A 20,968-nucleotide genomic window follows, 5' to 3' on the forward strand; every position below is an offset into this window, starting at 1 on the left:
TCATGCGATCAGTGCCTGGTCAGAGGCTGTTCAGCGGTTTCTCAGTGATGGAGGCACCCCGGCCCGAGGAGGGCCTTGATGTCGGAGTAGAAGGCCTGGGAGGCCTCCACCCTCAGTGAGGGGGCGAGCTGGGTGCGAACCTCCCGGCCCGGACTGGTCAGGTTGAGGCGCACGACGCTCGCGCCGGGGTGGCGCTGAAGGAGGTCGCGCAACTTCTCCACCAGGGGCCCGGTACAGCGGTTGGTCGGCAGTGTGAGCGTGACGGCCTCATGCGTGGCGCTGGAGATGTCGGGGAGGGTGAGCTCCTGGGCGTAGAGGGAGACGGCGCCGTCGCGGCGGGTGAGCCTGCCCCGAATGGTGACCACCGTGTCCGGGGCCAGCATGGTGGAGACGGTCTGGTAGGTGGAGGGGAAGAAGAGGGCCTCGATGGAGCCGCCCAGGTCCTCGATCTGGGCGATCGCCCACAGGTTTCCCTGCTTGGTGGTCTTGCGGGTCAGGCCGGTGATGAGGCCGGCGATGGTGACCATGGCGCCATCGGGGCGCTCGTCGTCCTCCACAAGCTCGGAGATCTCGGTATCGGAGAGCTTGGCCAGCAGGGGCTCGATGCCGAGCAGTGGGTGATCGGAGACGTAGAGGCCGAGCATGTCGCGCTCGTAGGCGAGCTTGTCCCGCTTGTCCCACTCGGGCAGGTCGGGGATCTCGGCGGAGAACACGGGCCCGGAGGAGAAGGGGTCATCGGCGTCGTCCGACCCGCCGTCACCCATCAGGGAGGCGAAGAGGTCGAACTGGCCGGCGGCCTCGTTGCGCTTGACGCCGATGATCTCGTCGACGAAGTCCTCATGGCAGGCCTGGAGCGCGCGGCGGGACTTACCCAGGGAGTCGAAGGCGCCGGCCTTGATGAGGGAGTCGATGGTGCGCTTGTTGCACACGACGGCGGGGACCTTGTCGAGGAAGTCCTCGAAGGAGGTGAACTCGCCCTTCTCCTTGCGGGCGTTGACGATGGCCTCAACGACGTTAAGGCCGACGTTGCGCACGGCGGACAGGCCGAAGCGGATGCCTCCCCCCACAGCGGCGAAGCGCGCGCGGGAGGCGTTGACGTCCGGGGCCAGGACGGTGATGCCCATGTGACGGCACTCCCCCAGGTAGACGGCGAGCTTGTCCTTGTTGTCCTTCTGGCTGGTCAGCAGGGCCGCCATGTACTCGGTCGGGTAGTGGGTCTTGAGGTAGGCGGTCCAGTAGGAGACGACGCCGTAGGCCGCGGAGTGCGCCTTGTTGAAGGCGTACTTGGCGAAGGGGACCACGACGTCCCACAGGGTCCGGACCGAGTCCTTGGAGAATCCGTTGGCAACCATGCCGGCCTCGAACTCGACGAACATCTTGTTCAGGATGTCCATCTTCTTCTTGCCCATGGCCTTGCGCAGGGCGTCGGCCTTGCCCATCGTGAAGCCCGCCAGGTCAGTGGCGATCTTCATGACCTGCTCCTGGTAGACGATGAGGCCGTAGGTGGTGCCGAGGATGGGCTCGAGGGCGTCGGCGAGCTCGGGGTGGATCGGGGTGATCTCCTGAAGGCCGTTCTTGCGCAGGGCGTAGTTGGTGTGGGACTCCGCGCCCATGGGGCCGGGGCGGTAGAGGGCGCCGACGGCGGAGATGTCCTCGAAGTTGTCCGGCTTCATGAGGCGCAGGAGGGTGCGCATGCCGCCGCCATCGAGCTGGAAGACGCCGAGGGTCTCACCCCGGGAGAGGAGTTCGTAGGTGGCCCGGTCATCGAGCTCGATGTGGTCGATGTCGAGGGCGGGCTTGCCGTTGGCGACGATGTTGTCCAGGGCGTCGGAGATGACCGTCAGGTTGCGCAGGCCCAGGAAGTCCATCTTCAGCAGGCCGAGGTGCTCGCAGGTGGGGTAGTCGAACTGGGTGATGTAGGCGCCGTCCTGAAGGCGCTGCATCATGGGGATGATGTCGGTCAGGGGCGCTGACGACATGATGACGGCGCAAGCGTGGACGCCCCACTGGCGGGTCATGCCCTCCAGTCCCTTGGCGAGCTCGACGATCTTCTGGGCGTCGGGGTCCTCGGCGTGGAGCTTGCGGAACTCCTCGGCCTCCCCGTAGCGCTCATCCTCGGGGTTGAAGATCCCCTTGATGGTGATGTCCTTGCCCATGATGGTGGGGGGCATGGCCTTGGTGAGGCGGTCACCGACGGCGTAGGGGTAGCCCATGACGCGACTGGAGTCCTTCAAGGACTGCTTGGCCTTGATGACGCCGTAGGTGACGACCTGGCTGACCTGGTCGGAGCCGTACTTGTCCTTGACGTACTCGATGACCTCGTCGCGCCGGCGCTCGTCGAAGTCGACGTCGATGTCGGGCATGGAGATGCGCTCGGGGTTGAGGAAGCGCTCGAAGATGAGCCCGTGGTTGAGGGGGTTGAGCTCCGTGATGCCCATGGCGTAGGCGACCATGGAGCCGGCCCCGGAGCCGCGGCCGGGTCCGACGCGGATGCCGCGCGCCTTGGCCCAGTTGATGTAGTCGGCCACGACGAGGAAGTAGCCGGGGAAGCCCATCTGGACGATGACGCCGATCTCGTACTCGGCCTGCTTGCGGCAGTCCTCGGGGATCTGGCCGCGGAAGCGCTTGTCCATCCCGGCCCAGCACTCCTTGATGAACCACGACTCCATGGTCTCGCCCTCAGGGACGGGGAAGACGGGCATGAAGGAGGCGCCGTCGTCGACGGTGGCGAAGTGGACGTCGCACTGCTCGGCGACGAGGAGGGTGTTGTCGCAGGCCTCGGGCATCTCCTTGAAGAGCTCGCGCATCTCGCGGCCGGGGCGCAGGTAGTAGGTGTCGCCGTCGAACTTGAAGCGGTCGGGGTCGGACAGGACGGAGCCCGAGTTGATGCACAGCATGGCGTCCTGGATGGTGCGGTCCTCGGGGCGCACGTAGTGGGAGTCATTGGTGGCCAGCAGGGGCGCGCCGATCTCCTTCGCCAGGAGCAGGAGGTCCTTGGTGACCCTCCGCTCGATCTCAAGGCCGTGGTCCATGAGCTCGACGTAGAAGTAATCCTTGCCGAAGATGTCCTGGAGCTCGCCCGCGACCCGACGGGCCTCCTCCCACTGGCCCAGCCGCAGGCGGGTCTGGACCTCGGAGGAGGGGCAGCCGGTTGAGGAGATAAGGCCCTTGGCGTAGCGGCTGATGAGCTCGCGGTCCATGCGGGGCGCCTTGCCCATCTGGCCCTCGAGGGAGGCGAAGGAGTCCAGTCGCATGAGGTTGTGCAGGCCCTCGTCGTCCCGGGACAGCAGGGTCATGTGGGTGTAGGAGCCCCGGGCTGAGACGTCGTCGGAGCGCTGGGACTCATCACCCCAGAAGACGCGAGTCCTGTCATGGCGCGAGGTCCCGGGCGTCACATAGGCCTCAACGCCGATGATCGGCTTGATACCGGCCTTGCGGGCCGCGGCGTAGAACTCGTAGGCGCCGAACATGTAGCCGTGGTCGGTGATGGCCAGCGCCTTTTGGCCCAGGCGCTTGGCCTCGGCGACATAGTCCTTGATCTTGCCCGCGCCGTCCAGCATGGAGTAGTCGGTGTGGACGTGGAGGTGGACGAAGTCGTCCACTGGAGTCGTCTGTTCCCGCTCGCCGCTCGCACCTGCCATGACCTCATCCTAGGGTCCTGGCGAGGGGGGCGCGAAGCGGGTGGGGCCCGCGCCGACACCCGAACCGAGGAATGGCGAGGTTTGAGGATTGCTCGGCCCCTTCACCGCGCGCAGCGCGGCACCGGCACGAGCGGACTCCCGCTGACCTGCACCATCGCAGGTAGTGACCTGATGTCAGAAAAAGGAATCCTCAAACCTCGCCATCCGAGGGGGCCTCATCTCCAGGAAGATCCTCCCCGTCGCCAGTGGCGTCCCATCAGCCCCCCGCGCGAGCAGATGGATGGTCGACGCCTCGAAGTCCCGGGCGTCGATCTCCTCCACGAACGGCACACCCTGCTCGTCGACGAAGACCTCCAGGCGCACATCCGCCGCGGCGCAGCGCGTCAGCCTCGGGCCCCGACTCATCGCCGACCGCGCTGGTCAAACCGATCGGCTCGATCGTCGCCGACGGGATCCGCAACGCTATCGTCCCCGCCAGGCTCATACGGCCCTCATCGCATCGAGGGCGCGCGCCAGGTCCTCCGGGTACTCCGAGCGGAAGCGCATCGACTCCCCCGTGATCGGGTGGTCGATGCCCAGCTCCACGGCGTGCAACCACTGCCGGACCAGCCCGGTCCGCGCCGAGAGCGCCGCATCCGCCCCATAGGTCTCATCCCCCACGCAGGGGTGCCCCACCGCCGCCATGTGCACGCGGATCTGGTGGGTGCGCCCCGTCTCCAGGTGCACCTCCGCCAGGCACGCCCGCGGCATGACCTCAATGACGTCGTAGTGGGTGATCGACTCCCGCCCGCCGTCGATGATCGCCATCCTCCACTCCCGGCTCGGATGCCGGCCGATCGGCGCGTCGATCGTCCCCGACGAAGGATCGAGATGCCCCTGGACGAGCGCGTGGTAGACCTTGTCCACATCATGGTTCCGGAATGCCCTCTTGAGCACGGAGTACGCGCGCTCCCCCTTGGCCACGATCATCGCCCCGGAGGTGCCCACGTCCAGGCGCGAGACGATCCCCTGCCGCTCCGCCGCGCCGGAGGTCGCCACGCGCACGCACATCGCCTTGAGCGCACCGAGCACGTCCGGCCCATCCCAGCCCATCGACGGGTGCGCGGCCACGCCCGCCGGCTTGTCGACGACGACGATGTCCTCGTCCTCGTACAGGATCCCCATCCCTTCCACCGGGGTGGCCACGGGCTCAGCGGGCCGGGGATCGGGAAGGTCGATCTCCAACATCGCGCCGCCGACCACGCGATCCGACTTCCCCAGAGGGGCGCCCGCCATCCTGGCCCCGCCCTCGGCGCAGATCTCAGCGGCCTTGGAGCGGGACAGGCCCGTCATGCGGGAGACAGCGGCATCGGCGCGCTCGCCATCAAGCCCATCGGGCACGGGCAGGAGGCGCCGGCTCATGAGACCGCCCCCGACTCATCGCGCCGCCTGGCCCGCCGGGACCTCCTCGTCTCGCCGTCCCCCTCGGTCGCGGCCACCGCGCCCTGGGCACTGTCAGCGCCGTGATGATCATCGTCCTCGCCCGTGCGGGTGCCATCGAGATTAACGCCCAGGACCGACAGGACCATGATGACCCCGGCCGCGCCGACGATCGCGATGTCGGCCACGTTGCCGACGAACTGGCCCCCGTAGTCGATGAAGTCGACGACGTGCCCGTGCAGGAATCCCGGCGCGCGCACGATCCGGTCGATGAGATTGCCGATGGCCCCGCCGAGCACGAGGCCCAGGGTGATCGTCCACGCGCGCGACCCGAGCCCGCGAGAGGCCCGGACCACGACGACCACCACCACGAGCGCGACGAGGGAGAAGATCCACGTCTGGCCCGTGGCCAGGGAGAAGGCGGCACCGGGGTTGCGAACGAGGACGAGCCCCAGCAGATCACCGATGATCGGGATCCGCGCGCGCCCGGACAGGGCCGCGACGGCCCACAACTTCGTCACCTGGTCAACGGCGATGAGGATCGCGGCGATGAGGCAGACGACCGGCAGCGCGCCCATGCGGCCGCTCCGACCGCTCGCTCCGCGAGTGGGCGTCTCGTCGCAGTGAGAGGCGGGATCATCGGCATCCTCGCCCGGGATGGCGGAACCGCCCGGCTCGCCCGGGGCGGCTACAGGAGCGGGCCCGCCGGGGGCCGTGACCGGCCCGGGGACCCGGGCCGAGCCGCTCGGGTCGGCGGGCCTGGCCTCCGAGCCGCCCAGGGGCGTGGGGTTGATCTGGGAGATGTCGTCGTCGGTCATGGGTTCTTCCAAGAGTCAGCGCGGCGCGCCCACACGTCGAGGGCGGCCACCCGGCTGGGGTCGCCGCCCTCGACGTTGGGCATGCGGTGCCGGCGCGCGGGGCGCCGGGCCGATCAGATGTGGCCGGCCTCGGTGCTGGAGCCCTCCTCGACGTTGGTGAGGAGGTTGGTGAGGTAGCTCTTGAGGCGGGTCCGGTAGTCGGACTCGAAGCGGCGCAGCTCGTCGATCTTGTGCTCCAGGCCGGAGCGCTCCTTCTCGAGCTGGGCGAGAGTGCGGTTGCGCTGGTCCTCGGCGTCGCGGACGATCTGCTCACCGGTGGCGCGGGCCTCGGCGACGATGCGCTCACCCTCGGCCTTACCGTTGGACACGTGCTCGTCGTGCAGGCGCTGGGCGAGCTCGAGCATGCCGGAGGCCGCGCCGGGCTCATCGCCGTTGCCGCCCATGGCCGACATGGCCGACAGCGCCGGGGAGGCAGTGGGGGCGGAGACCGCCGGGGGCTCGTTGACAACCGGAGCGGAGGCCACAACGGGGGCGGCGCCGGTGCTCGCGGGAGCGGCCTGGGAGAGCTCCTCGATGCGGCGGTTGGCGGCGTCGAGCTTCGCCTTGAGCTCGACGTTCTCTGCCTCGAGCTGGCGCATCGCCTCGACGACCTCGTCAAGGAACTCGTCGACCTCGTCCTGCTCGTAACCCTCGCGGAACTTCGTCGCCTGGAACTTCTTGTTGAGGACGTCGTCTGCTGTCAGCAGCGTCATATCGTCACCTCGGTGTCGTTACGGACATGGTCACAAGCACCGGATCAACCGGTGACTCACGTTGACTACAGTACCTGAACTGACGCCGTGCGGGGCCGGAGAGGGATGCGAATCACGCTGTCCTCGTCACACCCGGAGTGGGGAGGAGCGGGTCCACCGGGCTTTCTGAGCGGCCCCTCACAGGAGTCTGTTGAGGATCGCCAGGAGGTACTGGACGATCATGATGCCGAACCAGAGCGCCAGGAAACTCAGGTCGATCCCGAAGGAGCCCAGGTTGAGAGCGGGGATCCGCTGCCTGAGGAAGCGCAGCGGGGGGTCGGTCAAGGAGTACACCAGATTGGCGAGCAGGAGCACCGGGCCGGTGGGCCTCCACGACCTGGCGAACGCGGTCACCAGGTCGAGCACCACCCTGATCACGAGGATGAGGATGTAGATGTTCAGCAGGCTGTTGATGATCGAGATGATCGAATGCGACGCCTCCACCCCGATGGCTCAGCTCTGATTGAAGAAGCGGCCGTGCTCCTCGGCCTCACCGTCGTCGATCTCGACGCTCGCGGGGGTGAGGAGGAAGACGCGCGGGGTAATGGGCTCGATGGCGCCGCGCAGGCCGTGCACGAGTCCGGCGGAAAAGTCCACCATCCGGCGGGCCTCGGCCTCGCTCATGCCGGTGAGGTTGATGATGACGGGCGCGCCGTCGCGAAAGGCCTCGCCGATGACGCGAGCCTCGTTGTACGTGGAGGGGTGCACGGTGACGATGCGGCGCAGATCGGGCACCGACACCGGCTCCAGGGCGGCCTCATAAGCGCTCGGGGCCGACGGCTCGGGCTCGGCCTCCTCGGCCGCCTGGTCGAAGACGGGGGCGTAGGCCTCCTCGTCCTCCGCATAGAGGTCCTGCTCGGGCTCGGTGTATCCGAGGAATGTCGACATCTTGCGCAGTGCGCTCATGACTGGCTCCTTCTCCGTTGGCTCCACCGGGCGTCCCCTGGCCTCCCGGTGTGGGCGACGTTATCGGTCATCGGAGCGCGCATCGGTGATTGGGCGCGGCGTGTCCTCCGGGCGACCATGGGGCAAGACCTCTACGATCAGGCAATTCTCAGATTGTTGTCAGGACGATACCAGCCAGGCGCCCCGTGGCGCCCTCGCGGCGGTAGGAGAAGAAGCGCTCATCCTCGAAGGTGCACCACTGGCCCGGCGCGATCCGCGTGACGCCGGAGCGCTGGAGCTGGGCGATGACGCCGGCCGCGACGTCGAGGCCGGGGGTCCCCCAGGAGGTGGTGGCGGCGCAGGCCGGCTCAATGGTGGCGGCCTCATCGCGCATGGTCGCGGGCACCTCGTAGCAACGCCCGCAGATGCTCGGGCCGATGGCCGCGCTGATTCCCGACGGATCCGCCCCGAGCCGCGCCATCTCCTCGACCGCCCTGGGCACGATGCCGCCGAGCAGGCCCCTGCGGCCGGCGTGGACCGCGGCCGCCAGGCCCCCGTCCGCGGAGGCGAGCAGCAGTGGCACGCAGTCGGCGACCAGCACTCCGGCGCCGCGCGGCGACCGGGGGCGGGCCTCCTGGGCGCGCGCGTCGAGGATGAGGGCGTCGGCGGTCGGGGTGCTCCCCCGCCGGGCATGGGCGACGATGTCGGAGTGGACCTGGTTCATCCAGGCGATGCCCCCGCCCCTCAGGCCCACGGCACCCTCCAACCAGGCGCGGCAGGCGGCCACATGGGCGGGGTCGTCCTCAACGTGGGTGGCGAGATTGAGCCCGGCGTAGCGCGCATCGATCGGCGCGGGCAGGACGGGGGCCCCCGCGCCGCGGGTGGTGAAGTACCCGCGGACGCGGGGGCCCAGGTCGGCCTCGATGAGGCCGGGGATCCTCATGCCGGCTCCTGCGCTCAGCGCAGGAAGTCGGGCAGGTCGATGGTGTCCTCGGCATCGGCGCCCAGCATCGGGGGCACCGCGAGTTCCACGGGGGGCTGCTCGGCAGCGGCGTCCACGAACACGGGAACGGAGCCGGTGTTGTCCGAGGGCGAGACCGGGACGGAAGCGGGGCGCTCCTGGGCGGCGGGCCCGGGCAGCGGGGGGACCGCGGTGGGGGCGGAGGAGGCCACCGGGGCGGGCTTGACCGCCTGCGCCTGCGGGACCGGGGTGGTCACCGAGGCGAGGTCCGCCGCGTGCGAGGAGCCACGGGGCTCAACGGTGCGGGTGGGCGGCTGAGCGGTGTGGCGGGCGCTCTTCTGGGAGGCCGCGCGGTCGAGGCCCGCAGGGACGGGCTCCTCGTCAAAGCCGGCCGCGATGACGGTGACGCGGACCTCGTCGCCCAGGGCGCCGTCGACCACGTTGCCGAAGATGATGTTGGCCTCGGGGTGCACGGACTCCCGCACGAGGTTCGCGGCCTCGGAGATCTCGAAGAGGCCGAGGTCGGAGCCGCCCTGGAAGAAGATGAGGACGCCGTGAGCGCCGTCGATGGAGGATTCCAGCAGCGGGGAGGCGATGGCCTGTTCGGTGGCGGCCAGCGCGCGGCCCTCGCCGGTGGCCGAGCCAATGCCCATGAGGGCGCTGCCGGCGTTCTGCATGACGGACTTGACGTCGTTGAAGTCGACGTTGATCAGGCCGGGGGTCGTGATGAGCTCGGTGATGCCCTGAACACCTTGAAGCAGGACCTGATCGGCCTGCTTGAAGGCGTCGACCACGGAGATGTTGCGGTCCGCGATCTGCAGGAGGCGGTCGTTGGGGATGACGATGAGGGTGTCGACCTCGGCGCGGAGCTTGTTGACGCCCTCCTCGGCCTGGGCGGCGCGACGACGACCCTCGAAGGAGAACGGACGGGTGACCACGCCGATGGTCAGGGCCCCGAGCTCGTGGGCCACGCGCGCCACGACGGGCGCGGCGCCAGTGCCGGTACCGCCGCCCTCGCCCGCGGTCACGAAGACCATGTCCGCGCCCTCGAGGGCCTCGCGGATCTCCTCCTCGTGGTCCTCGGCGGCCTTGCGCCCGATCGACGGATCGGCCCCGGCGCCCAGGCCGCGGGTCAGGTCCCGGCCGACGTCGAGCTTCGTGTCCGCGTCAGACATGATGAGGGCCTGGGCGTCGGTATTGACCGCCAGGAACTCCACGCCGCGCAAGTCGGCCTCGATCATGCGGTTGACGGCGTTGACTCCGCCACCGCCGACGCCCACGACCTTGATGATCGCCTGGTAGTGCTGGGACTCCACCACTGTCTGCCTCCGCGCTCGTGCGAGCCCTCCGGGCTCCCCTCGACCCTCAACCTCACGTTGAGGTTTATACTTATGTCATTCTTGCGATGACAAGGGCAACGCTATGGGTCCGTGGCGCAACCTGCCTGGATTTTCCTCGGCGTGTCAGGCGCGCGCTCACCGGGTCGTCGGGTTGTGCGGCGCGGAGACGTCGTAGACGCTGGCCGGCGTGGTCAGCAGGGTGGCCAGGACCCGCGCCTTGAGAGCGTTCTGGGAGCCGTCTCCCCACACGGCGCTCGCCCCATTGGCCAGGGACAGCACCACCTGGCCCGCGGTGGACACCGTCGCCCGGGAGACCTGCTGGCGGGTCGTGGCGTCGAGGCTGCCCATGATGGCCGTCATCGTGGCGACCTGCGCGGCGGTCAGACGCGGGGCGCCCTCCCCCGCCCCGTCGGTGGCCAGGCGCGTGAGGCCCGCGGGCGCCTCGGCCACGGTCTCGAGGACGACGGCCTCGGAGTCGAGCACCGCGTATCCCCCATCGGTCTCCTGCGCGGCCACCGGGTTCCTCAGCTCCAGGGAGACGGCCAGGCCGTGGGGCCAGGAGCGGGTCACTGAGGCCGAGCGCACGCGGACCAGCCCGTCGGCGACCTCGCCGCCGAGCCGATCGACGTCGAGCCGCACGAGGGACTCCCCCTCGTGGGCGGCGAGAACGCCGCGCACCTGGTCGGCGCTCACCGCGCCGCTGGCGTCCTCGGCCCCCACGACGGTGATATCCGCCGGGCGCAGGGCCAGGAGCGGGGAGTAGAGGACGCCCCAGGCGATCGCGGCGATGACGAGCACGACGACGACGGCGCCCGTCAGGCGCCGCAGCCTCAGGGAGCGGGCGGCCCGGCGCCGCTCAGCCAGGCGGTCGGTGAGCCCGGTGGAGACGACCGAGGAGGCGGCGTATTCGCGCAGCCGCCCGAGCGAGCCGGGATCGGCCCTGGTGGCGACCCCGGTCGAAGCGGCGGCTGGGTCCGCGCCGGGCACTACGGCGGGGTATCGCGCGGGGCCGGCCCTCTCGGGAGCGGCGGGGCCGGGATGGGCACTCTCCGCGGCCCGCTCGGGGGCCCGCCCGGCCTCCTCGGCGCCCGCGGGCTCGACGGGCTCGTGCGCCGGGCGCGGAGCGCGAGGCCTCCTCATCGGCCCCCCTGGCCCTCGCCGTCGGAGGCGGGCGACGCCGTGAGATCAGCGAGGACCACCTCGCCGAGCGCGGTGACATCCCCCGCCCCGACCGTCAGAAGGAGGTCGCCGGGGCGCGCGAGGGCGGCGATGGCGTGGGCGGCCTCGATGCGGTCGGGAACGAAGCGGGCCTTGCCCCCGGGGATCTCGGCGACGATCGTCCCGCCATTGACACCGGGGAAGTCCTCCTGAGCCTCGCGGGCGGGATAGACATCGGCGACGACGACGGCGTCGGCCTTGGCTAGGGCGGCGCCGAAGCGGGGGGCGAAGGCGGCGGTGCGGGAGAAGAGGTGGGGCTGGAAGAGGACGAGCAGGCGCCCGCCCCGCGCGGTGGCGACCCCGCGGGCGGTGGCCAGCAGGGCCTCGATCTCAGTGGGGTGGTGCGCGTAGTCGTCCACCACCCGCACTCCCCCGGCCTCTCCGCGGTCCTCGAAGCGGCGCCCCGTGCCGCCGAAGGCCCCCAGGGCGTCGGCCATCGCCTGTCCGGCGACCCCCAGCTCGACACCCGCGGTCCAGGCGCCGGCGGCGTCGAGGGCCACATGGTCGCCCGGGACCCGCAGGTCGAGTGAGACCGTCTCCCGCGCGCCGTCGGCAGTGGCGCGGGTCAGGACGGCGGAGGTGGAGCCCGCCCCCCTGCCGGTGATCCGCAAGAGGGTGTGGGCCTCGTGGCTGGGACCGAGGAAGGCCGGCTCGGCGGTGCCGAAGGTGGCCACACGCAGTCCCTCGGCAACGGCGGAGGCGGCGAGGCGGGCGGCCCCCGGGTCATCGGCGCAGGCCACGAGCAGCCCGCCGGGGACCAGGCGCCGCGCGAAGTCGACGAAGGCGGCCTCGAAGGCCTCGGGCGTGCCGTAGTTGTCGAGGTGATCCGGCTCGACATTCGTCACCAGGGCGATGCGCGGAGCGTAGTTGAGGAAGGAGCGGTCCGACTCGTCGGCCTCGGCCACGAAGGCGCGGCCGGAGCCCAGATGCGCGCCGGTGCCCAGGGCGCGGACCACGCCGCCGATAGCGAAGGAGGGGTCCTCCCCCGCCTCGGTGAGCGCCTCGGCGAGCATGCCGGAGGTGGTGGTCTTGCCGTGGGCGCCGGCCACGGCGACGAGATCGCGGCCCCGCGCGGCCAGGGCCAGGGCCTGGGAGCGGTGCAGGACCTCCTGACCGCGCTGGCGGGCGGCGGCCAACTCGGGGTTGTCCCCCTTGATGGCGGTAGAGACGACGAGCGTCGCGCCGGGCGGGACGGTGCCGGCGGCGTGGCCGATGACCACGCCGATCCCGGCCGCGGCGAGGCGGTCGAAGGCCTCGCCCCCGTTGGCATCGGAGCCGGTGACCGTGGCGCCGCGCTCGACGAGCAGTTGGGCGACGACGCTCATGCCCGCGCCGCCCACGCCCACGAGGTGGAAGGCCCGGCCCTCCAGGCCGGAGCGCCCAAAGGTCCCCGGATGAGTGGACTGCTCGCTGGTGCTCACTTCTTCTTCCCTTCGGCATCGGCACTGCTGGTCACTGCGGCTCGGATAAGGGCTCCGAGCCGGGCGGCGCCGTCACTCACGCCCACGCCGGCCGCGGCCCCCGCCATGATGGCGCGCTGCTCGGCGTCGGCGATGACGCCGGTGAAGGAGAGCAGGGCGCTGGCGTCGAGCTGGGCGTCGGGGACGATCCGCCCTCCCCCGGCCCTCACGCAGTCGGCGGCGTTGAGGCGCTGCTCGCCGTTGCCGATGGGCAGGGGGACGTAGAGGGCGGGGAGTCCCAGCGCCGTCAGCTCGGCCACGGTCCCGGCGCCGGAGCGGCACACGACGCCGTCGGCGCAGGCGTATGCCTGCTCCATGGCGGTCAGGTAGTCGAGGACCCGGTAGCGGTCCGGAAGGGACGGGTCCTGCCCGGCGGCGCTCTCCAGGGCCTCGCGGACGGGGGTGTCCTTGCCCCTGCCGGTCAGGTGGAGGACCTGGAGCCCCTTGGGCAGGCGGGGCATCGAGGCGGCGAGGACCTCGTTGAGGCGCTGCGCGCCGAGCGAGCCCCCGGTGACGAGGAGGGTGGGGCGCTCGGGGTCGAGGCCGAGGGCGGCGGCGCCCTCGCGCCGGGCAGTGGCGGCGCCCTCGGCGGTGGCCCGGGACGCGACGAGCCCGGCGATCGCGGGGCGCAGCGGCAGCCCGGTGATCTCGATGGAGCCCTTGGCGGCCTTGAGCGGGGTGGAGGCGAAGGTGAGGGCCACGGAGCGGGCCCAGCGGGCGCCCAGCCTGTTGGCCAGGCCGGGGCGGGCGTTCTGCTCGTGGATGACGATGGGCACGCCGGCGCGGCGGGCGGCGAGGTAGGCGGGGGCGGCGACGTAGCCGCCGAAGCCGACGACGACGTCGGCCCCCACGCGCTCGATCGCCTCGCGCGCGGCGCGCACGGCGGAGCGCAGGTTGCCGGGCAGGCGGAGCAGGTCGGGGCCCGGCTTGCGGGGCAGGGGGACGCGGGGCATGAGGGCGAGGTCATGGCCGGCCTCGGGCACGAGGCGCGCCTCCAGGCCCTGGCGAGTGCCGAGGACGAGGATCCGGGTGCCCAGATGGCCGCCCATGGCGGGGTCGGTCAGGGCCGCGGCGGTGGCCAGGAGGGGGTTGACGTGGCCAGCGGTGCCTCCCCCGGCCAGGAGGACGCGCAGGGGGCGCGCCAGGGCGTCGTCGGGGCGGTTGTCAGGCACGGTTCCTCCTGCGGGTCGAGATCACCGCAAGCGTACGGCGCACGGCGCCGGGCCGTGATCTCAGCGCCTGCTGAGCCCCCGGCTCCCGCCTGGCGAAGGACAGGGCTATCCCGATGGCGAGCAGCACGGATATGAGCGCGCTACCGCCCTGGGAGATCAGTGGCAGAGGGACGCCCAGCACCGGCAGGAGGTTGGTCACCACGGCCATGTTGATGATGGCCTGGCCGATGATCCACACCATGATGCCGCCGACGACGACGCTGGCGTACAGGGAGTTGGAGCGCCGGATGATCCGGGCCAGGGCCCAGCCCAGGACCGCGAACAGGACGATGACCAGCAGCGCCCCGACCAGCCCGAGCTCTTCGCCGAGGACCGCGTAGGCGTAGTCGGACTCTGCCTGGGTGAGGTAGCCCCACTTCTGGCGCGATGATCCCGGCCCCACGCCCCGCCACCCGCCGGTGGCCATGGCCCAGCGGGCGTGCTTGGGCTGGTAGCCGATGTCCAGGGGGTCGTCGCGGTCGGGGTGGAGCCACACGAGGATGCGCGTGCGCCGGTTGAGGGAGATGACCGAGGCGAAGACGAACAGCGCCGCCCCGACCGCCCCGATGGTCACGAACCAGCGCTTGGCCAGCCCCGCCATCCAGCCCGCGCCGGCCAGCAGGACCCCTAGGATGATGACAGTTCCCAGGTCCCCGCCGCCCATGACCAGGGCGATGGCGGCGGCCGGGAGGAGGGCGGCGGCGGTCTTGACGAGCCAGTGCAGTCGCTGCCAGCGCCCCTCCGCGAACCAGCGGGCGGCGATGAGGCCCGTGTACAGGCTCAGCCCCACCTTGATGAACTCCGAGGGCTGGGCGGTGCCGATGCCGGGGACCTCCACCCAGTTGCAGTTGCCGCCGGTGCAGGTTCCCAGAGGCGTGAAGACGAGCGATTGGAGCGCGGTGGCGCCCACGAGGACGGGGATCGCCAGGTAGCGCAGCGCGCGCTCGGAAAGCAGGGACATGCCCCACATGCCGATCAGCCCGACCCCGGCGAAGATGAGGTACTTGGAGAAGTCGACGACGGCGTCGCGCTCGCGGGCGGCGGACACCACCTGCTGGACGGAGAAGACCGTCATGAGGCCGAGCGTGAGGAGCAGGACGGTGGCCAGCAGTAGCGCGTAGTAACTCAGCAAACTGTGGTCGGCGTCCCTGGGCCCGTCGGGGCCGCCGATCCGCCTGGCGGCGCGGCGCAGGACGCGGCCGATGGGCCCGGGCCGATGCGCGGGCGGCGCGGCGGGCGGCGCGGCGGCTTCACGCCCGGGGGGCGGGCCCTCCACCGGCGCGGGGATGACGGGTGGCCGAGAACGCTGTCCGCGCGCGCGACCGCTGGGGCCCGTGCCCGCGGGCCGACGTTGCTGGGCGCTCATGACCGCCCATCATCCCCGTTCTCGACGCTCGCGGCGTGGTGGCGCGCCGCCTCTGCGAAGAGGTCACCGCGCTCGGCGTAGGAGGTGAACTGGTCCCAGGAGGCGCAGGCCGGGGCGAGCATGACGGTGTCCCCCGGCCGCGCCATGGCGGCCGAGGCGGCCACGGCGCCCTCGATGACCTCGCGGGGGGAGCCGTCGGCGACGCTTGTGACGGGCAGGCCGGGGGCCTGGGCGGCCAGGGCCTCGGATATCGCGGTTTGGTCGCGCCCGATGAGGACGACGCCACGCAGGGCGGGGGCGACGGCGCGCACGAGCTCGTGGAAGGTGGCGCCCTTGGTGTCCCCGCCGGCGATCCACACGCCGGTGCCGGCGGGCAGCCCGGCGAGGGCGGCCCGCGCGGAGTGCGGGTTGGTGGCCTTGGAGTCGTCCACCCAGGCGACGCCACCCGCCTCGGCGACTGTGACGATGCGGTGGGCGCCGGGGGCGAAGGCGCGCAGTCCCCGGGCCACGGCCTCGGGTCCGACACCGGGGAGGCCCGAGCTCAGGGCGAGGGCGGCCGCGGCGAGGGCGTCGGCGACGATGTGGGCCGGGAGGCGGTCGGCGCTCCCGCCGGGCGCCAGGTGGGCGAGGTCGGCCAGAGTGGCGATCTCGCGGCCCTCGGCGCGGCGGGCGGAGTACAGGGCACGGTCCACGAGGAGGTCCTCGACGAGGCCGACCTGCCCCAGGCCGGGGGCGCCCAGCGTGAAGCCGACGGCGAGGCAGCCCTCGACGACGTCGGCGTCGGCCACCATGGCGCGGGTGGCCTCATCCTGGCAGTTGTAGATGGCCGCGCGCCGGGCGCGGGCGTAAACGCGCGCCTTGTCCGCGGCGTAGGCCTCAGGGCCTCCGTGCCAGTCGAGGTGGTCAGCGGCCACGTTGAGACAGGCCGCCGACACCGGCGAGAGGGTGCGGGTGGTGTGGAGCTGGAAGCTGGAGAGCTCGACGGCCAGCGCGTCGGCCTTGCCAGCCAGGACGGTGGAGATGACCGGGTCGCCGATGTTGCCGACGGCCGGGGCGGCGAGCCCCGCGGCGGTGAGGATGGCCGCGAGCATGCCGACCGTCGTGGTCTTGCCATCGGTGCCGGTGACGGTGAGCCAGGGCACGCCCGGGCGCGCCGAGGCGCGCTGGAGGCGCCAGGCGAGTTCGATCTCGGACCAGGTCTCGATGCCGGCCGCCTGGGCGGCGCTGAGGATCGGGCCGGTGGCGGGGACTCCCGGGGAGACCACGAGCAGGCGCAGATCGGAGGGGCCCAGGGCGGCGGCGATGTCCTCGGGGCTGCCCGCCATGCGCGAGGCGACTGGGGCGGCGAGGGCCTCGACGGCCTCGGCGCGGCCGTCGTAGACGTGGACCTTGGCGCCCAGGGTCGTCAGGGCGTCGACGACGGCGGCCCCGGTCCTGCCCAGGCCCACCACTCCGACGCGCGCGCCGGCAAGCTCGTTCATCTCGGGGCTTCCATTCCTTCAGGTGCTCGGGAGGCGCCAAGGGCGCCGTGGGGCGAGGCGCCGCGGGCGCCGTCGCGGGGGGGGGTGAGAGAGATCAGGAGACGAGGAACTCCGCGTAGAACAGGCCCAGGCCCGCCACGACGCACAGGCCCGCGATGATCCAGAAGCGGATGACGACGTTGACCTCGGTCCAGCCGCCGAGCTCGAAGTGGTGGTGCAGGGGCGCCATGCGGAAGACGCGCCTGCCCGTGGACTTGAAGGAGACGACCTGGAGGATCACGGAGATGACCTCGGCCAGGAACAGCCCGCCCAGGATGACGGCGAGGAACTCGGTGCGCGACAGGATGGACAGCCCGGCGACCGCCCCACCCAGGGCGAGTGAGCCGGTGTCCCCCATGAAGATCTTGGCCGGGGAGGCGTTCCACCACAGGAACCCGAAGCAGGCGCCCATGAGGGCCGCGGCGATCATGGCGAGGTCGCGGGGGTCCCGTACCTGGTAGCAGGTGTTGACCACGATGTCCGGGTGCCCGTAGACGCAGGACTGGTTGGACAGCCAGACGCTCACGAGCGTGTAGGCGCCGAAGATCATCGCGGAGGCGCCCGCCGCGAGGCCGTCGAGGCCGTCGGTGAGGTTGACGGCGTTGGACCAGGCGGTGATGAGGAAGTTCGACCACAGGACGAACAGCACGAGGGCGACGGCCGCCCCCACCAGGGTCAGGCCGGTGGCGCCGCCGAGGCTGAAGGAGCCGCCCTCGCCGCGCAGGAAGGCCATGTCGATGAGGGAGTCGCGGGCGAAGGAGATGCGGGTGGAGGCGGGGGTCAGGCCGTTGCGATCGGCGAAGAGGAGGCCGGCCACGGAGAAGGCGATCCCGATGACCGCTTGGCCGAGCATCTTCTGCCAGGGGGTCAGGCCCAGGGACCTCTGCCGGGAGATCTTCTCGAAGTCGTCGAGGAAGCCGATAAGTCCCAGCCCGACGATGAGGAAGAGCAGGAGGATGCCGCTGGCCCTGGGCATGCGGAGCTCGACGAGGTTGGCCGCGGCGTAGCCCAGGACGAGGGCGATGATGATGACGAGGCCCCCCATCGTGGGGGTGCCGCGCTTGATGAAGTGCCCCTCGGGGCCGTCGTCCCGGATGAACTGGCCGTAGTGGCGCCGCTCCAGGAACCTGATGAGGGCGGGCGTGCCCAGGAGGGCGACGAGCAGGGAGACGGCGGAGGAGACGAGGATGGCGGTCATCGGGCGTCCTTTCCATCACGTCCATCAGTCGCTTCGTGGCCGGCGGCCGTCGGGCCGCCGGCGGCCAGGTGGTCGGCCACGCGCCAGGCGCCCGATCCGTGCGAGCCCTTGACCAGGATCGCGTCCCCGGGGGCGAGGAGCGAGGGGATGCGGGCGATGGCGCCGTCGGCGTCGGGGGTCTCAACGACCTCCACGCCGCGCTGGCGGGCGGCCTCGGCCGCGGGCGCCGCGCCCGCGCCGATGGCCACCAGGAGGGAGGCGCCGGCGTCAGCGGCGAGCGCCCCTACGGTGGCGTGATCGACGGCGGAACTCTCTCCGAGCTCGAGCATCTCCGAGATGACGACGACACGGCGGCGGTCCCCGGCCAGCGCGGGCAGGGAGGCGAGCGAGGCAGTCATCGAGTCGATGTTGGCGTTGTAGGAATCGTCAATGAGCCGGCCGCCTCCGGGCAGATCGCTAACCGCCATGCGGTGGGGGCTCTCCAGCCCCGCGGAGGCGATGGCATCCAGGAGGTCATCCGCGCCCGCGCCCGCGGCGAGGGCCAGCCCGAGGGCCGCCAGGGCATTGGCGACGTTGTGGGCGCCGGGCAGTCCCAGGCGCACGCGGCGGGGGGCGGCGCCGGGCAGGTGGATCTCGGCGACGGCGTGGGCGGCCTCGTCGAGCTCCACGGCGGTGGCGCGCAGGTCCGCGCGCTCGTCACCGCTGGCGGAGAACGTGAGGACACCGGCCGGCGCGAGGGCGCCCATGGCGGCGGCCCGCTCGTCGTCGAGGTTGAGGATGGCGGTGCCGTGGGGAAGCAGGCCGCGCACGATATGGCTCTTAGCAGTGGCGACGCCCTCGATGGAGCCGAAGCCGCCCATGTGGGCGTGGCCGATCATGAGGACGGCGGCGGCGTCCAGTGGGGCGATCCCCACCAGGTCCGCGATGTCATCAGGTCCGGAGGCGCCCATCTCAAGGACGAGGTAGCGGGTGGACTCGTCCGCCTCGAGAACGGTCAGGGGCAGACCGATCTCGTTGTTGAACGAGGCGACCGGCGCGATCGTGGGCCCCTGGGCGGCCAGGAGCTGGCGGGTGAGGTCCTTGGTGGTGGTCTTACCCACCGAGCCGGTCATCGCGACGACGGCCAGACCCCGATCCCCCGCGCGCTGGCGCAGGTCCGCGAGGTGCCCTCGAGCGATGCGCCCGAGGGCAGCTACGGTGTCCTCCACGACGATGAGCGCCATCGCGGCGCCGGGCCCATCGGCCCGGCCGGCCTCGGCGAGGGCGGCGCGAGCCGCGGTCTCATCGCTGACCAGGGCGGCCGCGGCGCCGGCGCGGGCGACGGCGGCGAGGTAGTCATGGCCGTCCGCGCGCTCGCCCTTGATGGCCACGAAGAGCGAGCCCGGCCCGGCCCGGCGGGAGTCGGTGACGACTCGGGTCACCGGAGCCGCTGGCGGGGCGGGGGGGATGAGGCGGCCCTGGGCCCAGGAGGAGAGCTCGTCTATCGCGCGGGCGATCACGCGGCACCCCATTTCGCCTCAACGGCCTCGCGCATGACGGGGGCGTCGTTGTAGCGGATGAACTCGCCGGCCGCCTCAAGGAAGGGCTCGTGGCCCTTACCGGTGACGATGACGGTGTCCTCGGGGCCGCAGAGCTCGACCCCGCGGCGCACGGCGTCGCCGCGCCAGGTGGTGATCTCCTCGACGTCGGCCAGGTCTGGGCGCACCGAGCGCACGCCGTCCAGGATCGCGTCGCGGATCAGCTGGGGGTCCTCGCTGCGGGGGTTCTCGTCGGTGATGACGAGAACGTCCGCCAGGCGCGCGGCGACCTCGCCGAGCATGGGGCGCTTGCCCTGGTCGCGGTCGCCGTCGGAGCCGAAGACGACGATGAGGCGCCCGGGGGTGATGGGGCGGACGGCGGCGAGCGCCAGCTCCATGGCGTCGGGGGTGTGGGCGAAATCCACGATGGCCAGGCCCCGAGTGCCGTCGCGCTGGCTGATGCGCTGCATGCGGCCCGGGATGTTGTGCGCGGTGGCCAGCGCCCGGGCGGCGACCTCGGCGGGCACGCCGGCGCGGATCGCCATGACGAGCGCCAGAGCAGCGTTCTGGACGTTGACGAGCCCGGGAAGGGGGCAACTGGCGGCGATCTCCACGCCGTCGGGCCCGTGAAGGGTGAAGGTGGTGGCCGAGTCCGTCAGGGACACGGCCGCGTCGGTGACCCACCAGTCGGCGGGGGCGTCGCCCCCGTAGGCCCGCACGCGGTCCAGGGGGAGCCCGCCGGCCCGGGAGATGCGCTCGGCGAGCGCGGCCCCCCAGGAGTCGTCGACGCAGACGACGGCGCGCCCGGCCCGCTCGGGGGTGAAGAGCTGGGCCTTGGCGTCGAGGTACTCCTCCATCGTGTGGTGGAAGTCGAGGTGGTCGCGCTGAAGGTTGGTGAAGCCGGCGACATCGATCCGGGTGCCGTCGAGGCGGTGCAGGACGATGGCGTGGCTGGAGGCCTCCAGGGAGGCGGCGCCCACGCCCTGCTCGACGCTCAGCGCCATCATGCGCTGCAGGACGGGCGCCTCGACGGTGGTGCGGGGCGACTCCACGGACAGGCCGCCCGCGCGCAGCTCCACCGTGCCGGCCATCATGCAGCCGCCGAGGTGGGCGGTGAGCATGGCGTCGAGGAAGTAGGAAGTGGTGGTCTTACCGTTCGTGCCGGTGACGGCCGTGGTGACCAGCGAGCGGGAGGGATGGTGGTAGACCTCCGCGGCCAGGGGGCCCACGATGGCGCGCGGGTCGGCGCTGAGGAGCACGGGGGTCCCGGGGCAGGACTCGCGCACGATGCTCGCCCCCGCCTCATCGGTGACGACGGCGACGGCGCCGGCCTCGACGGCCTGGGCGGCGTAGTCGGCGCCATGGGCGCGGAAGCCGGGCAGGGCGACGAAGAGCTCTCCGGGGGCGATGTCACCGGAGTCCACGGAGGCCCCGGAGACGGTCAGGGGGACGGGGGCGCTGATGCCCTGGGCATCGGCGGGGGTGGCGGGGCTCAGGGAGAATCGCTGGGCGAGCTCGCTCAGAGCGATGGGAGCGTTTCGGCGCGGGCGCAGGGCCGCCGCCGACTCGTACGCGTGGTTGCTCATAGTCCCACAATCTATCGCGACCGGCGGCGTGCGCAGA

The 20,968-nt window shown here is 71.8% G+C and carries 17 protein-coding genes; all 17 read right to left on the bottom strand.

Going from position 1 to position 20,968, the window contains the following annotated elements; genetic code table 11:
• Positions 1 to 41: 41 nt before the first annotated feature.
• The 17 genes from dnaE to GVV76_RS08890 all read right to left on the bottom strand — a co-directional run bounded on the left by dnaE (position 42) and on the right by GVV76_RS08890 (position 20,931).
• A complete protein-coding gene (dnaE, locus tag GVV76_RS08810) occupies positions 42 to 3,641 on the bottom strand; it encodes a DNA polymerase III subunit alpha (RefSeq protein WP_159626468.1) in 3,600 nt (1,199 codons plus the stop codon).
• A gap of 174 nt (positions 3,642 to 3,815) precedes the next feature.
• On the bottom strand, positions 3,816 to 4,004 hold the full coding sequence (locus tag GVV76_RS10470) for a hypothetical protein (RefSeq protein WP_236263351.1): 189 nt from the start codon (positions 4,002 to 4,004) through the stop codon (positions 3,816 to 3,818).
• Between the two features lie 117 nt (positions 4,005 to 4,121).
• The gene (locus tag GVV76_RS08820; protein ID WP_159626470.1) at positions 4,122 to 5,042 is read right to left on the bottom strand and encodes an RluA family pseudouridine synthase; all 921 of its coding nucleotides are present in this window, start codon (positions 5,040 to 5,042) and stop codon (positions 4,122 to 4,124) included.
• Positions 5,039 to 5,878: a signal peptidase II gene (gene lspA / locus GVV76_RS08825; protein ID WP_328703569.1), complete on the bottom strand. Its 840-nt coding sequence runs from the start codon at positions 5,876 to 5,878 to the stop codon at positions 5,039 to 5,041. The genes GVV76_RS08820 and lspA overlap by 4 nt, the downstream gene beginning before the upstream one ends.
• A 113-nt stretch (positions 5,879 to 5,991) precedes the next feature.
• On the bottom strand, positions 5,992 to 6,630 hold the full coding sequence (locus GVV76_RS08830) for a DivIVA domain-containing protein (protein WP_159524508.1): 639 nt from the start codon (positions 6,628 to 6,630) through the stop codon (positions 5,992 to 5,994).
• A 177-nt stretch (positions 6,631 to 6,807) separates the two neighbouring features.
• Positions 6,808 to 7,113 carry a YggT family protein gene (locus GVV76_RS08835; RefSeq protein ID WP_159524507.1) on the bottom strand — a complete coding sequence of 102 codons (306 nt, stop codon included), beginning with the start codon at positions 7,111 to 7,113 and terminating at the stop codon, positions 6,808 to 6,810.
• Positions 7,114 to 7,122: 9 nt separating this feature from the next.
• Complete coding sequence (locus GVV76_RS08840; protein WP_159524506.1) at positions 7,123 to 7,575, bottom strand: cell division protein SepF; 453 nt, start codon at positions 7,573 to 7,575, stop codon at positions 7,123 to 7,125.
• 148 nt (positions 7,576 to 7,723) lie between these two features.
• On the bottom strand, positions 7,724 to 8,497 hold the full coding sequence (gene pgeF, locus GVV76_RS08845) for a peptidoglycan editing factor PgeF (RefSeq protein ID WP_159626472.1): 774 nt from the start codon (positions 8,495 to 8,497) through the stop codon (positions 7,724 to 7,726).
• Between the two features lie 14 nt (positions 8,498 to 8,511).
• Positions 8,512 to 9,834 carry a cell division protein FtsZ gene (ftsZ, locus tag GVV76_RS08850; protein WP_159524504.1) on the bottom strand — a complete coding sequence of 441 codons (1,323 nt, stop codon included), beginning with the start codon at positions 9,832 to 9,834 and terminating at the stop codon, positions 8,512 to 8,514.
• Between the two features lie 156 nt (positions 9,835 to 9,990).
• A complete protein-coding gene (locus GVV76_RS08855; protein WP_159626474.1) occupies positions 9,991 to 10,995 on the bottom strand; it encodes a cell division protein FtsQ/DivIB in 1,005 nt (334 codons plus the stop codon).
• Positions 10,992 to 12,494, bottom strand: coding sequence for a UDP-N-acetylmuramate--L-alanine ligase (gene murC / locus GVV76_RS08860; RefSeq protein WP_159626476.1), 1,503 nt, complete (start codon positions 12,492 to 12,494; stop codon positions 10,992 to 10,994). Before murC ends, GVV76_RS08855 begins: the two co-directional genes overlap by 4 nt.
• On the bottom strand, positions 12,491 to 13,705 hold the full coding sequence (locus tag GVV76_RS08865; protein WP_159626479.1) for a UDP-N-acetylglucosamine--N-acetylmuramyl-(pentapeptide) pyrophosphoryl-undecaprenol N-acetylglucosamine transferase: 1,215 nt from the start codon (positions 13,703 to 13,705) through the stop codon (positions 12,491 to 12,493). Before GVV76_RS08865 ends, murC begins: the two co-directional genes overlap by 4 nt.
• The gene (locus GVV76_RS08870; RefSeq protein WP_159626481.1) at positions 13,698 to 15,110 is read right to left on the bottom strand and encodes an FtsW/RodA/SpoVE family cell cycle protein; all 1,413 of its coding nucleotides are present in this window, start codon (positions 15,108 to 15,110) and stop codon (positions 13,698 to 13,700) included. Before GVV76_RS08870 ends, GVV76_RS08865 begins: the two co-directional genes overlap by 8 nt.
• Positions 15,107 to 16,591: a UDP-N-acetylmuramoyl-L-alanine--D-glutamate ligase gene (gene murD, locus GVV76_RS08875; protein WP_159626483.1), complete on the bottom strand. Its 1,485-nt coding sequence runs from the start codon at positions 16,589 to 16,591 to the stop codon at positions 15,107 to 15,109. The genes GVV76_RS08870 and murD overlap by 4 nt, the downstream gene beginning before the upstream one ends.
• A 94-nt stretch (positions 16,592 to 16,685) precedes the next feature.
• A complete protein-coding gene (gene mraY / locus GVV76_RS08880) occupies positions 16,686 to 17,828 on the bottom strand; it encodes a phospho-N-acetylmuramoyl-pentapeptide-transferase (RefSeq protein WP_159524358.1) in 1,143 nt (380 codons plus the stop codon).
• On the bottom strand, positions 17,825 to 19,339 hold the full coding sequence (locus GVV76_RS08885) for a UDP-N-acetylmuramoyl-tripeptide--D-alanyl-D-alanine ligase (RefSeq protein WP_159626485.1): 1,515 nt from the start codon (positions 19,337 to 19,339) through the stop codon (positions 17,825 to 17,827). The genes mraY and GVV76_RS08885 overlap by 4 nt, the downstream gene beginning before the upstream one ends.
• Entirely contained in the window at positions 19,324 to 20,931 is a 1,608-nt protein-coding gene (locus GVV76_RS08890; protein ID WP_159626487.1) for a UDP-N-acetylmuramoyl-L-alanyl-D-glutamate--2,6-diaminopimelate ligase, read from the bottom strand. The genes GVV76_RS08885 and GVV76_RS08890 overlap by 16 nt, the downstream gene beginning before the upstream one ends.
• Positions 20,932 to 20,968: the final 37 nt, after the last annotated feature.

Source organism: Actinomyces sp. zg296 (genome assembly GCF_009829695.1).
Taxonomy (GTDB): Bacteria; Actinomycetota; Actinomycetes; order Actinomycetales; family Actinomycetaceae; genus Actinomyces; species Actinomyces marmotae.